At 46.3% G+C, this 13,341-nt stretch carries 14 protein-coding genes and 1 pseudogene; 14 read left to right on the plus strand and 1 reads right to left on the minus strand.

Features of this window, described 5'->3' with window-relative positions; translation table 11 throughout:
* Positions 1 to 51: 51 nt before the first annotated feature.
* The 10 genes and pseudogenes from EIZ58_RS12325 to EIZ58_RS12360 all read left to right on the plus strand — a co-directional run bounded on the left by EIZ58_RS12325 (position 52) and on the right by EIZ58_RS12360 (position 6,106).
* Positions 52 to 243 (plus strand): hypothetical protein, encoded by a 192-nt coding sequence (locus tag EIZ58_RS12325; RefSeq protein WP_134701123.1) that lies wholly within the window; start codon positions 52 to 54, stop codon positions 241 to 243.
* Positions 240 to 1,106 (plus strand): M56 family metallopeptidase, encoded by an 867-nt coding sequence (locus tag EIZ58_RS12330; RefSeq protein ID WP_134701124.1) that lies wholly within the window; start codon positions 240 to 242, stop codon positions 1,104 to 1,106. The genes EIZ58_RS12325 and EIZ58_RS12330 overlap by 4 nt, the downstream gene beginning before the upstream one ends.
* Positions 1,107 to 1,165: 59 nt before the next feature.
* Positions 1,166 to 1,312, plus strand: a complete 147-nt coding sequence (locus tag EIZ58_RS33280) for a hypothetical protein (protein ID WP_167577653.1) — start codon at positions 1,166 to 1,168, stop codon at positions 1,310 to 1,312.
* A complete protein-coding gene (locus EIZ58_RS12335; protein WP_167577654.1) occupies positions 1,309 to 1,635 on the plus strand; it encodes a redoxin domain-containing protein in 327 nt (108 codons plus the stop codon). Before EIZ58_RS33280 ends, EIZ58_RS12335 begins: the two co-directional genes overlap by 4 nt.
* 66 nt (positions 1,636 to 1,701) lie before the next feature.
* Positions 1,702 to 2,241, plus strand: a complete 540-nt coding sequence (locus tag EIZ58_RS12340; RefSeq protein ID WP_240689055.1) for a C40 family peptidase — start codon at positions 1,702 to 1,704, stop codon at positions 2,239 to 2,241.
* 263 nt (positions 2,242 to 2,504) lie between these two features.
* Positions 2,505 to 2,807: a hypothetical protein gene (locus EIZ58_RS12345; RefSeq protein WP_205672179.1), complete on the plus strand. Its 303-nt coding sequence runs from the start codon at positions 2,505 to 2,507 to the stop codon at positions 2,805 to 2,807.
* 283 nt (positions 2,808 to 3,090) lie between these two features.
* Complete coding sequence (locus EIZ58_RS12350) at positions 3,091 to 3,339, plus strand: hypothetical protein (RefSeq protein WP_134701127.1); 249 nt, start codon at positions 3,091 to 3,093, stop codon at positions 3,337 to 3,339.
* A gap of 589 nt (positions 3,340 to 3,928) precedes the next feature.
* A pseudogene (locus EIZ58_RS12355) lies at positions 3,929 to 4,929 on the plus strand (glycoside hydrolase family 88/105 protein).
* Positions 4,926 to 5,048, plus strand: a complete 123-nt coding sequence (locus EIZ58_RS35135; protein WP_370297679.1) for a hypothetical protein — start codon at positions 4,926 to 4,928, stop codon at positions 5,046 to 5,048. Before EIZ58_RS12355 ends, EIZ58_RS35135 begins: the two are co-directional and overlap by 4 nt.
* 44 nt (positions 5,049 to 5,092) lie before the next feature.
* Positions 5,093 to 6,106 (plus strand): NAD-dependent epimerase/dehydratase family protein, encoded by a 1,014-nt coding sequence (locus EIZ58_RS12360; protein ID WP_134701128.1) that lies wholly within the window; start codon positions 5,093 to 5,095, stop codon positions 6,104 to 6,106.
* Between the two features lie 1,018 nt (positions 6,107 to 7,124).
* Here EIZ58_RS12360 and EIZ58_RS12370 read toward each other — a convergent pair.
* Complete coding sequence (locus EIZ58_RS12370; RefSeq protein WP_134701130.1) at positions 7,125 to 7,736, minus strand: class I SAM-dependent methyltransferase; 612 nt, start codon at positions 7,734 to 7,736, stop codon at positions 7,125 to 7,127.
* Between the two features lie 217 nt (positions 7,737 to 7,953).
* On the opposite strand from EIZ58_RS12370, the gene EIZ58_RS12375 reads away from it, so the two are divergent.
* From EIZ58_RS12375 to lhgO, 4 genes are all read left to right on the plus strand, one after another.
* Positions 7,954 to 9,390, plus strand: coding sequence for an ethanolamine ammonia-lyase reactivating factor EutA (locus tag EIZ58_RS12375; protein WP_134701131.1), 1,437 nt, complete (start codon positions 7,954 to 7,956; stop codon positions 9,388 to 9,390).
* A 16-nt stretch (positions 9,391 to 9,406) separates the two neighbouring features.
* Positions 9,407 to 10,792: an ethanolamine ammonia-lyase subunit EutB gene (locus tag EIZ58_RS12380; protein WP_134701132.1), complete on the plus strand. Its 1,386-nt coding sequence runs from the start codon at positions 9,407 to 9,409 to the stop codon at positions 10,790 to 10,792.
* Position 10,793: 1 nt separating this feature from the next.
* A complete protein-coding gene (eutC, locus tag EIZ58_RS12385; RefSeq protein ID WP_134701133.1) occupies positions 10,794 to 11,507 on the plus strand; it encodes an ethanolamine ammonia-lyase subunit EutC in 714 nt (237 codons plus the stop codon).
* A 573-nt stretch (positions 11,508 to 12,080) separates the two neighbouring features.
* The gene (gene lhgO / locus EIZ58_RS12390) at positions 12,081 to 13,292 is read left to right on the plus strand and encodes an L-2-hydroxyglutarate oxidase (protein ID WP_134701134.1); all 1,212 of its coding nucleotides are present in this window, start codon (positions 12,081 to 12,083) and stop codon (positions 13,290 to 13,292) included.
* The last annotated feature ends 49 nt before the right edge of the window (positions 13,293 to 13,341 follow it).

A 13,341-nucleotide genomic window follows, 5' to 3' on the forward strand; every position in this document is an offset into this window, starting at 1 on the left:
ATTGCCGGAATGGAAGCAGCTTTGCCTAGTGTTGTAGGTGGGAGGCAATCGATGTTTCGTCCCCACCAATCGAAAGAACTGTTTATCGAAGAGCAATCCAAGAAATTAACCGAGAACTTGCTTGATGAGTTCGGAGGCGTTGTCATCAACCATATGCTTGATGCATTAAAGGAAGCTGATCAGACCCTGCTTGATAAATTGGAACAAAAAATCCAGCAATTGAAAAAGGACAACCCATCATGATGTGGAGAAGAAAGTCTGTATTTATCGTCGGATTGAGTCTAGCCATCGCTGGCTTGGTTTGGAGCCAAATGGGGATGTACCTTATCAATGTCATCTTTGGAGTGAGTGTGCCAGTTAACTTCTTCCACTTTTGCATTAGTCTGTTCAAGGAAGATACATTTTATTATTTTTTGACCATCATTCTCTTGAACACATTAATTGCGTACACAGCGTTAGTTACGCTCTTCAAGGTGACAGAACAATTTATTCTTTTACGCAGGTTTCGTCAAAAGATCCTGTCTCTTGAAAATCACGAATTACGTCTCATCGTAAATCAAGAGCTTGCGCGTCCCAATCAGGATATCGTCATCATTCAACATGATCAATTGATTGCTTTTACGATGGGGTTTCGACACCCTACTATCGTACTCTCTTCTGGATTGCTTGAGATACTCGATGATCCTGAGCTCGAAGCGGTTGTTCACCATGAAACGCATCACCAGAAGAATTTCGATTCGCTAAAGCTTTTTGTTCTGCAACTGATTTCCCAGGCTATGTGGTATATTCCCGTTACAAAGTGGGCTTATCAGAATTATCGTATTATCAGTGAGCTATCAGCGGATGAATATGCCATCGAAAGAATGGGTTCCGAATTGGGGTTGGGAAGTGCTTTGCTCAAACTGATCAAGAATTGCTTCAGTGAAAAATCTGCACCTGTCCTAGCGTATTTCGCAGACGTATCGAATGAATCTGTCAACTATAGGTTAAAACAACTGGTTGAGCCCGAGAGAACGATCCCTGTTAGACTAGAAACAAAATCTGTTCTTGTCTCCGTCCAAGTCCTGCTCGTCTTAATGTGTATGTTCTTGGTGGCTATTACCTAATTTTTTTTGCAACTAAACACTACAATCAGTAGTGTGACTACATGAAGGAGGGAAACAAAATGAAGAAAGGTGTTCTTATCATCCTGCTATGCATGATCATCGCTGTCGGCTGCAGCAGTCAAGCAAGTACAGCAGGCCAAGCTTTTGGGATGGAGGGGTTTGACAAAGGAAAACATGCTTTCTTTTTATTTACCTCAACCTATTGAGAATATTGCAGAGGCCAGCTCGGGAGCTGGAAAAGAGATGGGGTAAGCTGGCTGACACTGATGTAAGTATTCATATCATTGTTCCAGGCACAGAGGAAGAAGTGGCGAGGATGAAAGAAGAATTGAGGCTGAATTTTGAGGTCCACGCTGTTTCAGGCTTGGAAATTCACAAGAAATTTGGATTGATCGAAGAACAGGCCGATCATTCATTTCTACCTTTGCGCGGGTATGGACTCGTCCAGGACGGCATAATCGTGGATGCGGGAGAGGATAATTTTGTAGGAATGAAGGCACCGCAAATCGTCAATAAGCTTAGGGATTAAAAGGAATGATAAATTTCTTTCAATGAGATGACAACATGAATTTCAACTAGGGAAAGGATGAGTATGATGAAAAAGGCAACATTTCTTAACTACGCGTTAGCAGCAAGTATAGTAATTGGTGGTTGGATGGGGTACCCCATCCATTCTGAGGCTGCAGTGGACGAGCAGATAACGGCGCAACAAGTCATTGAAGCCGGAAAAAGATACATGGGAACCCCCTATGAGTTCGGTTCAAGTCGTTCCAATACGAGAACCTTTGATTGTTCCGATTTTGTCCGTCAAGCATTTTGGGAAGGGGCTGGCATTAAACTGCCTACGAATTCAAGGACCCAGGCTGAATTTGTGAAGAAGTCGGGAAAGGTCACAAAGAATTGGAAAGAGCTAGAGCCAGGTGATCTTATGTTTTTCATGTCTTACAAAGGGTCTAAGAAGGCCAATTACGCTTCCCTAAATCCAGAAAAGCAAAGAATCACGCATGTGGCTATCTACTTGGGAGATGGAAAAATGCTGCATACCTATTCTAAGTCATCAGGTGGAGTGCGAGTGGACAAGATCGAGGGAAAGCATTGGGAATATAGGTTAGTTTTCGCTGGGAGTGCTATATAAGAGAAGTTTAAGTTTCAATCATACTGCCATACACTACAATTCGTAGTTTAAATAGATTAAAACGAAGATAGGGGAGGTAAGCAAGCATCCGGAATCATATCGGATACTGAGAATGAGGGCTCTATACATCCATTTAAGTTTCTTTGAATCCTCTAGCATGTGCCCAAGCACTTAAGCCCAAATGAGAACATATCCTTTAGCGTAAGTGAATTTTGGGAAATGAGGGAGAATAATGAATTTAAAAAGCGAAAATATAATCGACAATGAAAATACAATTAATTTATGATAATAACCTATCCAATGAAAATGCTCGACAATTTGGTTTGGGAGGATTCGGTTCAGGTTTTGGGTTTTATCCTGGGCTTGGGTTCGGTCGCCCAGGCTTCGGTCTTGGGTTTCCCGGCTCCGGCTTTGGCTTCTACCCAGGTCTTGGGTTTGGTCGACCAGGCTTTGGATTTGGCAGACCATTCGGATTTGGCTACCCGTTTTATGGCTATCCATACCCTTATCCGGCATATCCTTACCCTCCATATCCTTATTGGGGATACCCATATCGACCTTACTAATCTCTATGCAATTCTGTTAAAGAATCATTATCAGATACCACAAAACCTTACCTTTTACACGATGAAAGGTAAGGCTTTTCTTTTTGGGTTCTCCCTTTTTTGGTGCACAAATATTTCAGATTCTGGATGATAGGGTTTGAACATTGTCCACCAGGCTGGACAGTGATTGGATCCATCCGGAGCGCTTTTCCTTCTATGAAAGTGATCGCGGTGTCAGATGATGCTTTGTCTTTCCTCGCAGGGAAGAGCTATGGTAAAATAGGTCGCAAGGAGGTGAATAAGAATGAATCAAAGTGAAATGCTGCAGCTGATTTTTGAGAAGCTGGTTTCATTGGAACAAGGGCAAGCCAGCATAAAGGAGGAAATTCAAGAAAATAGGCAAGCGATACGAGAATTGCAAGTAGAAGTACAAGGGAATGGGCATGCGATCAAGGAATTGCAAAAAGATGTACAGGAAATCAAACAAGGGATGCGCTTTTATGATCACAAGATCGTAGAGCATGAGAAGGAAATCTTTAAATTGAAAAGCTAATCCCTTTCTATTTTTATATCTCCAAAGACTACCTCTGACTTGCCCCAAGTTAAGACACACTTCATACCTATCCATTCTATTCAAATTTTGGTGCTTTCTCTTCTTTTCAATCCTTATAAGAGATTTATGGAAAATATGACAGAAGGGCTGCGTGCCGTTCTCCAGGAAGAATTAAAACCTTTCAAAAAAGATCTCCAGGCCATAAAGGATGGGCAAAACGTTCACAGCGCTCTTTCGAAGAATCCTAGCTGGTAAGCAGGGAAATCAAGAGATGGAGATTCACCGGATTCATAAAATGATCCATTCGAAATGGGACTGAGCCATGAAAAATTTTCAAAATGGGACAAGGATCCATTGACCCTATTCAAATAAAGGTTATGGATGCAACCTTATAACATGATTATAGGGTTGTATTTTTTATTGTCTCATGGTTCGCCCCTCCGGGCCATACCCACTACTTCTACGATTCCTGAGCAAGTGATTATATACGATATAAGCACGAGCAATTAATATAATACTAGTTTCATTATTGAGGAGGTTATGTTTCATGAATAAACAAAATTGGTCTGTAGCTATGGCTGAAACCATCATGTCCGGATCTGATTCAGAGGGCTACCATCCGGAAATAAAGGAACGTTGGGCTTACGTCCCAGGTATGATGCTCTTGGCTTTGCTGCGAGTTGGGGAAGTAACAAAGGATGATAAATATGATAACTATGTCAAAAAGCATATGGACCTATTCATCGAATCCGATGGGTCCATTCGTACCTACGAACTAGAGGAGTATAATCTTGACCAAATTAATGAAGGAAAAGTCCTGTTTCCGTTGTTTAAACAAACAGGAGAGGAACGTTTTGCCAAGGCTGCGCACTTACTGGCCGATCAATTAAAAGGTCATCCTCGTACATCGGAAGGCGGTTTTTGGCATAAAAAAATATATCCGTTTAAATGTGGCTGGATGGATTATATATGTCCTCTCCATTTCTGGCTGAGTATGCGAAAACCTTTGATCAGCCCGATTTGTTTGATGAAGTCGCTCATCAGATCCTAACGGTGGAACAGCGTACAAGAGATACGAAAACCGGCTTGCTCTACCATGGGTGGGACGAAAGCAAGGAGGAGGAGTGGTTTGATCCAGCTACAGGGAAGTCTCTTCATTTCTGGAGCCGCGCCATGGGTTGGTACGCGATGGCGATCGTAGATGCGTTGGAGCATTTCCCGCGCAATCATGTGAAGCGAGGAACCATCGCCGGAATCTTTTTACGGATGGTGGGATCTTTAGAAAAAGTACAAGATGCGGATAGCGGACTTTGGTATCAAGTGCTGGACAAAGGCCAGCGAGAAGGCAATTATTTGGAGGCTACCGGTTCTTGCATGTTTGTGTATGCGATTGCCAAAGGAGTAAGACTGGGCTATTTGCCCCGCTATTACCGCGAGCTCGCGGTCAAAGGTTATGAAGGGATCCTGAACCATTTGGTCACCCAGGATGAGACAGGCGTACATTTGCATCAAATTTGCAAAGGAGCAGGGTTGGGCAACCGGCCTTACCGGGACGGGTCGTATACCTATTATATCAGGGGAGCATCGTGAGTGATCACTTTATGGGCCAGGCGCCGTTTATTCTGGCTAGTGTGGAGATGGAGAGATTAGAATCGGTGCCGGATGAAGCGGTTGGCGACAGTGGAAGAAATCAATTGGTGTTTAATTGAGGTAGTTGAGTGATCGTAATAGGAAGAGTGAAAAGGGGTGTGAAATGAATGTCCTTGTATTAGGCGGAACTGGAGTCATCAGCCGCTGTATCGTCAATCAATTACTTGAGGAGCGACATGAAGTTGCGATTTTTAACCGGAAGAACAAGGAATTAAGTTTTTGGGGTGAAGTAGAGCAATATACAGGGGATAAAACCAACAAAGAGGCTTTCATTGCAGCGATGAAGAAAGTGAAATGCGATGTCGTGATTGATATGATCAGCTTTAATGAGGAGGATGCGAGAACGACCGTTCAGGCCTTCGAAGGAAACGTGGAGCAGATGATCTTCACCTCCTCCGTCGCAGCCTATCAACGCCCCTATCGTACCCTCCCTACGATAGAAGAGGGGGAACAACTGACCAATAACTCAGACTTCCCTTACGCCTTTCATAAAGCGGAGATGGAAAGATACCTTCAAAAGGTAATCCAAACCGAAACGGTTCCCATTACCATCATCAGACCTTCCCTAACCTATGGAGTGGGGGCAGCGAATGTCGGTGTCTTAAGGCAAAACTATGGCATCGTCGATCGGATTCGAAAAGGAAAGCCCTTGGTCATGTTTGGCGATGGCACGACCCCTTGGAGTTTCACCTTTGCCCCTGACCTGGCAAAAGGCTATGCAGGAATAGTGGGCAACCGAAAAACCTATGGAGAAGCCTATCATATTTGCAGTGAACATCGGCAGATCTGGGAGGATCTTTATCTGGAGTTCGGTCGTCTTCTAGGAATCGAGCCCAAAATCGTACACCTTCCATCTGACCTATTGATTCAAGCCGCACCGGATTTATTTAACCATATTTATTATGAAAAATGCTATGCAGGAATTTTTGATAATTCTAAAATCAAAAGGGATGTGGAAGGGCTATCCTTGGATATGTCCCTTCATCAGGGCTTGCAAATGCTCCTAGATTGGTTTGAGCAGGAGGCCAACACGGTTGACAAGGAAAAGGATACGCTGGAAGACCGATTGGTAGATCTCCATCAAAGGTGGTCGGAGCAAATCTGGGGCGTGAATTAGGGGGGGATACCCACTCGGGTAGGTGACTTGATAGAGTTAAGCGAGCTGGGTACAAGCTAAAAGAGGGTATTCCTTGACAGACTATATCTAATTCATCCTTTTGATTGCATACTACTTTCAAGATTGTTTAAGATCCTTCATTTGGTGGTTGCGTTTGGATATCTTATCCGTATCCCGGTCACGCAGAATGCCTTTAACGGATGCGGATATGGTGACGGATTATTCAGGCGAGGCGGAAACTACATAGACTAAAGTAAGTGCTTGCACTTACTTTGTGCAGATCGCTCGGATGAGGTACTGCAAGACCACGATTCGCGCCCTGAACCGGGCGGATCACTCGGATGAGGTACCGCATGACCACGATGCGTGCCCTGAAGCGGGCGGATCACTCGGATGAGGTACCGCAAGACCACGATGCGTGCCCTGAAGCGGGCGGATCAATCGGATGAGGTACCGCAAGACCACGATTCGTGCCCTGAAGCGGGCGGATCAATCGGATGAGGTACCGCAAGACCACGATTCGTGCCCTGAAGCGGGCGGATCACTCGGATGAGGTACCGCAAGACCACGATGCGTGCCCTGAAGCGGGCGGATTGCTCGGATGATGATCATTCAGAACAAGCCGGTCATGAGATGCGTTCTCTATCCATTCGTCAAACCGAAGCTCTCCTTTGTAGCCTTTTTCCAGGTTACTATAGTAGGTTTCTTCTTTAGTTGTTAAACCTATTCGAGCGTTTAATGACCTCAGTATTTTTAATTCTAAAGATTGATTACGAGGCTTAACTATCATAGGCATACCCCCATTCTTCTTTTAATTAATATAATATGAATAATTTAATAGATAAACAAGAATTTTTTCAGGAGCAGGCTTTGTCTACCTATCAATCAGCAATCCTTCTTGATAAGCGTATTCTAACATATTAAAGGACTCCCTAGTGAGAGCCCCACAAACAGATACGGTTTACCAAAGATTGTGGTCGGCAAAGCGCGCAAAAGTGAGAAGGAAGATCCGTTTCCTTCACTTCGTTCCATCCGCCTTTCTCAACACCCAATTCGTCATGCTTCTCTGCTGATGCACGAGAACGGTCTTGACCGGCTCGACAAAACTTCCTCCCAACTCCTTCGTCACCTGCTGAAGCCGATCCACGTCTACTAAGAAACGCTCGGTGCCATCCGGCAATTGATACCGTCCCTCGCCAAGCGGCTGGACCTGATCTTCGATGCCAATGCTAGAAGCCAACCGGGCAAACCAGAATCCACCAGGCTTCAGCCGCTTCCAAAGCTGATGTACCATTTCCGTAAAATGAGCATCGTTACGCGCAAAATGAAGGACAGCATTACAGATAATGGCATCGAAATGGTCTTTAGGGTAAGATAGATCCTCAATAGCCTCTACCCGGAAGTGATCAGCTTCTGTCCATGGCTCCGCCCATTTTCGTACATAAGCAATATTATCGATGCTTGTATCCACCCCATAGACGTCAAACGATTGTCGCAAAAAATAGGAGAGATTTCGTCCTTTTCCACAGCCCGCATCTAAAATCCGACTACCGGGAACGAAGCGATTTTTCATAATCTGGTCAAGCAGGTAAATGTCCATATTTCCAATCCATTTATATAGATCTTCCATCTTTTTATTCCTCCTCGATGTTTATCTTCCTATATTACACTTTATTCTCCTTCATACGCATAGCCTCATCATATAAAACTCACCAGACATAAGAAGGATTTTTTCCCATATTATAGAAGTTATACTATATTGGCTGACGGCGCTTTGTATGGTTTCTACGAAAAGTAGGGTGATACAGAGCGCCTTTTTGTTTGCAGTATCCCAGAGGAGGAAGGGCATGAACTGGATCACGAGCATGGGCTTAGATATTGGTACGAGTACGACTAAGCTCATTATTAGCCGCTTATGGATTGGAGAAATGGGAAGCCCCTATGGCCTGCCTCGATGTCAGATCAAGGAACGCGAAATTCTCTACGCCAGCCCGATCTACACGACTCCGCTCAAAAATGAAAATGAAATTGACATGCATCGTTTAGGTGAGCTTTTGACCTCTGAATACGAACAGGCCCGCCTTTCATTACACGATATGAAGGCAGGAGCGGTCATCATGACAGGCGAGACTGCCCGCAAAGAAAATGCCGAGAGGATTCTTCATTACCTCGCAGATCGGGCTGGGGATTTTGTCGTTGCGACAGCGGGGGCGGATCTCGAAGGGATCCTGGCTGGAAAAGGATCGGGGGCCATGAAGCGTTCGGAAGAGACAGACGCCATCATTGCCAATGTAGACATCGGGGGCGGAACGGCCAATGTGGCCTTGTTTTATAAAGGGAGGGCGATTCAAACCTTTACGTTTCATGTAGGTGGTCGGTTGATTCGTGTAACGGAGCAGGGGCTAGTCGAATACGTATCGGAGCACCTGAAACCATGGCTCCAAGCCAATGGCTGGGAGATTCAGGAAGTGGTCACGTACGAGAGGTTGTGGGAGTTGTGCCTACAGCTTAGCCAAAGCCTGCTGTCTTTTCTGTCCGGATCCCCGGAGTTCCATGCCGAGAAGTTGCTTCTTGCCCCGCTAACGAGTCCCATGATGCCTATTGGAGAAGTGATGTTCTCAGGGGGCGTTGGGCAAATGATGCCGCATGCACAGCCGCAAACGCTAAGCGAAACCGCCACGTACCATGACATCGGACCGCTGCTCGCTTTTGCCCTGAAGGTTTCTTCTGAACAATATGACATAAATGGGATCGAAGCCGCCCAAACCACGCGGGCCACCGTGATTGGGGCAGGGATGCAAACTACCGAGGTGAGCGGGTCAACGGTGTATGTAAAGGAGGCCCTGCTGCCGATCAAAAACGTGCCGATGGTTCCGATTCTTGTCCGGGTTCACGAAAATTGGGAGGAAGAAGCCTTCCGTCTTCGCTTGCTCCAGGCTTTGGTGGAGGGGAAAAAGCTCTTCCTCGAGACTAGGCGGGACCCTCCTTTTGCCATTGCCTTATCGGATGTTGGCTACTGCAGCTATCTCATGCTCCAAAGTCTAGCGGATGCTTTATCAAGAGAATATACAGCTTGCTTCCCCCAAGCCTCCCTCATGCTTGTCCTTTGTGAAAGTGATATGGCGAAGGCGCTCGGGCAGGCCCTTGCCAAACGCTGTGGGCAAAAGCCCCAAGTGATTTGCCTGGATCAAATCGATTTTTCCTATGGGGATTATATTGATTTAGGCCTGCCGGTTGCCGGAGAGGCCATTTCTATATCCATCAAAACATTAGCCTTCGGCTGAATGGAGGTGACGGAAGATGCATAAGAAAACGACCTTGCTCGGGACTACCTATGCCTTTCATAGCTTAAAGGAAATCTTGGCTAAAGCGAACGAAGAGCGTTCCGGCGATCAGCTCGCCGGTATTGGCGCAGCGAATATGAAAGAGCGAATGGCCGCCAAAGCTGTGTTAGCCAACTTAACGATGGCGGACATCCGAAATTACCCCGTCCTGACCCCAGAGCAGGATGAGGTGTCGAAGATCATTGAGGAAAGCGTTCAGGAAGAAATCTACCAGACGGTTCAGCGTTGGATGGTGGCCGACCTGCGGGAGTGGATGCTTGATGATCGAAACTCCGGACAGGATCTCTTGAAACTCGGTCAAGGCTTGACCAGCGAAATGATTGCGGCCGTAACCAAGCTCATGTCCAATCTGGATTTAATTCAAGCCGCAGCCAAAATCGAGGTGATCACCCACTGCCAAACCAAGATCGGCCAAAAGGGTACACTGGCTTCCCGCGCCCAGCCCAACCATCCGTCTGACGATGTGGAAGGAATCCGTGCCTCCTTGTATGAAGCCCTGAGCTATGGGGTAGGGGACGCGGTGATCGGTATTAATCCGGTCATGGATACGACCGATCATGTGTTTGCCCTTTTGCGAGAAACCAAAGATATCATGGAGCGCTTGGCCATCCCCACGCAAAATTGCGTGTTATCCCATGTCACCACACAAATGCGAGCTATCGAAAAAGGGGCACCGGCTGACCTCATCTTCCAAAGCCTTGCCGGAACGCAAGCAGGCAATGAATCCTTCGGTATTTCGGTTTTCTTGCTGAAAGAAGCTGACGCACTTATTCAGGAAAAGGGGACGGCAGCCGGCCCCAACCGATGGTATTTTGAAACCGGGCAAGGCTCCGAACTCTCCTCGGAGGCTCATTTCGGGGTGGATCAGGTCACACTCGAGGCCCGATGCTATGGATTGGCGCGAACGTTCAACCCTTTTATCGTCAATACGGTTGTGGGCTTTATTGGGCCGGAGTACCTGTTTGACAGCAAGCAGGTGATCCGGGCAGGGCTCGAGGATCATTTCATGGGAAAGCTGCACGGGTTGCCGATGGGCGTTGACGTCTGCTATACGAACCATATGAACGCCGATCAAAACGACATGGATAATCTGAGCATGCTGCTTGCGGCTGCTGGAGTGAATTTTGTCATCGGAGTGCCGATGGCAGATGACTGCATGCTGAACTATCAGTCGCTGAGTTATCACGATATAGCGACCTTGCGAAATATTCTTCGGCTCAATGCCGCACCTGAATTTGAAAAATGGCTGGAAGCCCAAGGGATCATGGAGGGTGGAAAATTAACGTCTCAAGCCGGTGATCCGACGGTCTTTCTAAAACGACTCTCACAGGGAGGGGTATAGCATGGCCCAGCAAGAAGGACGCGATTTTTTAGAGGCTCTCAAGCAAGTCACGCCTGCTCGTATCGGAGTGGGGCGTACGGGAACCCGGCCGCGAACCCAAGATCTTCTTTCGTTGCGGATCGACCATGCGGCTGCGGTAGATGCCGTATATGGTGAGGTGTCCGAAGCGCTTATGCAGGAGCTGGGGTTGTTTAGCGTCCGTACTTGCGCGGAAACAAAAGAGTGTTATCTCAAGCGGCCAGACCTTGGTCGAATGCTTTCTGCCGAGGGCGAGAAGATGATCCTGGAACGCTGCCTCTCCAATCCCCAGGTTCAGGTTGTCATCTCGGACGGCCTAAGCGCTAGCGCCATTGAAGAAAACATCCGGGATGTCTATCCTGCCCTGATGGATTCGCTCGAGGCTTATGGCCTCCAACAAGGGATACCCTTCTTTGTGAAAGGTGGAAGAGTGGCCTGTATGGATGCTATCGGTGAGCTGATCCAGCCGGAAGCTTTTGTCCTCTTGATTGGGGAGCGTCCGGGACTGGTTTGCGCAAACTCGATGAGTGCTTATCTGTGCTATCGTCCGAGGAAAGGGACCAAGGAATCCAGCCGGATGGTCATTTCCAACATTCACAGGAGGGGAACTCCTCCAATCGAAGCAGCCGCTCATATTGGCACGTTGGTTTCGAAGATGCTGGAGCAAAAAACAAGTGGGGTAGGGTTCATGATTTAAGAAATATGGGTAAGACTTCGCGCCAACAAGCACCTCAGGACCAAAGGCCTGGAAAGACATCTGGTCTGCAGGGCAGAGCGTGGGTGCGATTAATCGGGTGCAACCCGTTCATGCATTGGTAGAGCAGCTTCAGAAAGGAGTTTGACCAAGCATAAGACCGCGTTGGTTGCTAAGCGTTCGAAATAAGCTAAACCTAGCGATAGAGTAGAGTCCCTGGGCTTCAGGGACTCTTTTTTGTACTGTCTGAATTTATAACTGCGTCATATTATTTGGACTGCACGAGGAAAACTTGTTGGCGCTGAACTAAAGCTTGGCACAAGCCAAGTTTTCTAGCAATTCCTTTTAGGTAAACATGTGCGTCATTTGCAAAAGCGTACTGCAAGGACTTCAGGACAGTAGAACGAGATAGCCGTTTCAATTATCAGTGTTGTTATACAAATTTAAGAAAAATATTGATAAAAATACAAAGTTTGTGTAAAATATGGAATTATAAAAGGTTTTTTAACAACTATAAGGGTGCTTGTTTATTAAAATTGTATAACAACATTAATATGAGATGAAGAGGTAGATGACATGTATGACTATATTGTTGTAGGTGGGGGAATTGTTGGATTATCTACGGCCTACGCTTTAACAGAACGGTTTCCCCAAGCGAGGATTGCCGTTATTGAAAAGGAGAGTACGCTGGCGTATCACCAGACCGGACACAATAGCGGAGTGATCCATTCCGGAATCTATTATAAGCCAGGAAGCTTGAAGGCTAGATTTTCGAGGGCGGGAGGTCAACAGCTGAGAGACTTCTGCGATCAATATGAAATTCCTTACGAGATGTGCGGGAAGGTCATTGTAGCAACCGAACAGCACGAATTACCGCTTCTTGAGAATTTGTATAAACGTGGGCTTGAGAATGGAATCAACTTAACGAGAATTGGACGAGAGGAATTGAAGCAGATCGAGCCTCATACGAATGGTCTTGCCGCCATTCATGTGAAGGAAGCAGGGATTGTTAAGTATAAGTCGGTTGCAGAGACCTTTGCCCGAGTGATCCAAGAACGCGGTGGGGATATCCTGCTGAATAAGACGGTAGTGAATATCCGTGAGAAGCAAAGTGGAATCGAAGTAGAATGCCAAAACGCTGTCTTTACTACGGAATACTTGATCAATTGCGGCGGACTTCACTGTGATCGAATCGCGGCCATGCAAGGAATTGAAACAAATATGAAGATTATCCCGTTCCGTGGAGAATACTATGAACTTAAACCGGAGAAGAGCTACTTGGTTAAACATCTGATTTATCCGGTTCCTAACCCTAATTTTCCATTTTTGGGCGTTCATTTTACTCGGATGATTGATGGGCATATTCATGCTGGGCCCAATGCGGTATTGAGCTTTAAAAGAGAAGGCTACAAGAAAACAGATTTTGATTTGAAGGATTTAACGGAAGTCATGCTCTATCCTGCGTTTTGGAAGATTGCTAGACAGAACATTGGCGAAGGATGGAAAGAAATGGTTCGCTCCTTTAGCAAAAAAGTTTTTGTCCAAAGCCTGCAGCGGCTCATTCCAGAAGTAAAGGAAGATGACTTGGTCACATCGGAAAACGGGGTCCGAGCTCAAGCTTTAACAAAAGATGGGAAGCTGGTAGATGATTTTCTCATCGTATCCAACGAACGATCGATCCATATATTAAATGCCCCATCCCCTGCGGCTACAGCATCCATTTCAATTGGGCAGTCGATCTGTGAACGCATTCCTGGGCCTAAGAAGAGAATTGTTGTTGCAGGATAAGGACTGCAAAAAGCCTGATCACCCAACCATAGGAAGACTACTAGAAAGA

Source organism: Ammoniphilus sp. YIM 78166 (genome assembly GCF_004522215.1).
Taxonomy (GTDB): Bacteria; Bacillota; Bacilli; order Aneurinibacillales; family RAOX-1; genus YIM-78166.

Excerpts from the sequence above, each read along its gene's own strand:
- EIZ58_RS33280 (WP_167577653.1), top strand. The coding sequence starts at position 1,166 with ATGAAGAAAGGTGTTCTTATCATCCTGCTATGCATGATCATCGCTGTC.
- lhgO (WP_134701134.1), top strand. The coding sequence starts at position 12,081 with ATGTATGACTATATTGTTGTAGGTGGGGGAATTGTTGGATTATCTACG.
- eutC (WP_134701133.1), top strand. The coding sequence starts at position 10,794 with ATGGCCCAGCAAGAAGGACGCGATTTTTTAGAGGCTCTCAAGCAAGTC.
- EIZ58_RS12380 (WP_134701132.1), top strand. The coding sequence starts at position 9,407 with ATGCATAAGAAAACGACCTTGCTCGGGACTACCTATGCCTTTCATAGC.
- EIZ58_RS12340 (WP_240689055.1), top strand. The coding sequence starts at position 1,702 with ATGAAAAAGGCAACATTTCTTAACTACGCGTTAGCAGCAAGTATAGTA.
- EIZ58_RS12350 (WP_134701127.1), top strand. The coding sequence starts at position 3,091 with ATGAATCAAAGTGAAATGCTGCAGCTGATTTTTGAGAAGCTGGTTTCA.
- EIZ58_RS12370 (WP_134701130.1), bottom strand. The coding sequence starts at position 7,736 with ATGGAAGATCTATATAAATGGATTGGAAATATGGACATTTACCTGCTT.
- EIZ58_RS12375 (WP_134701131.1), top strand. The coding sequence starts at position 7,954 with ATGAACTGGATCACGAGCATGGGCTTAGATATTGGTACGAGTACGACT.
- EIZ58_RS12345 (WP_205672179.1), top strand. The coding sequence starts at position 2,505 with ATGAAAATACAATTAATTTATGATAATAACCTATCCAATGAAAATGCT.
- EIZ58_RS12360 (WP_134701128.1), top strand. The coding sequence starts at position 5,093 with ATGAATGTCCTTGTATTAGGCGGAACTGGAGTCATCAGCCGCTGTATC.
- EIZ58_RS12330 (WP_134701124.1), top strand. The coding sequence starts at position 240 with ATGATGTGGAGAAGAAAGTCTGTATTTATCGTCGGATTGAGTCTAGCC.
- EIZ58_RS12325 (WP_134701123.1), top strand. The coding sequence starts at position 52 with ATGTTTCGTCCCCACCAATCGAAAGAACTGTTTATCGAAGAGCAATCC.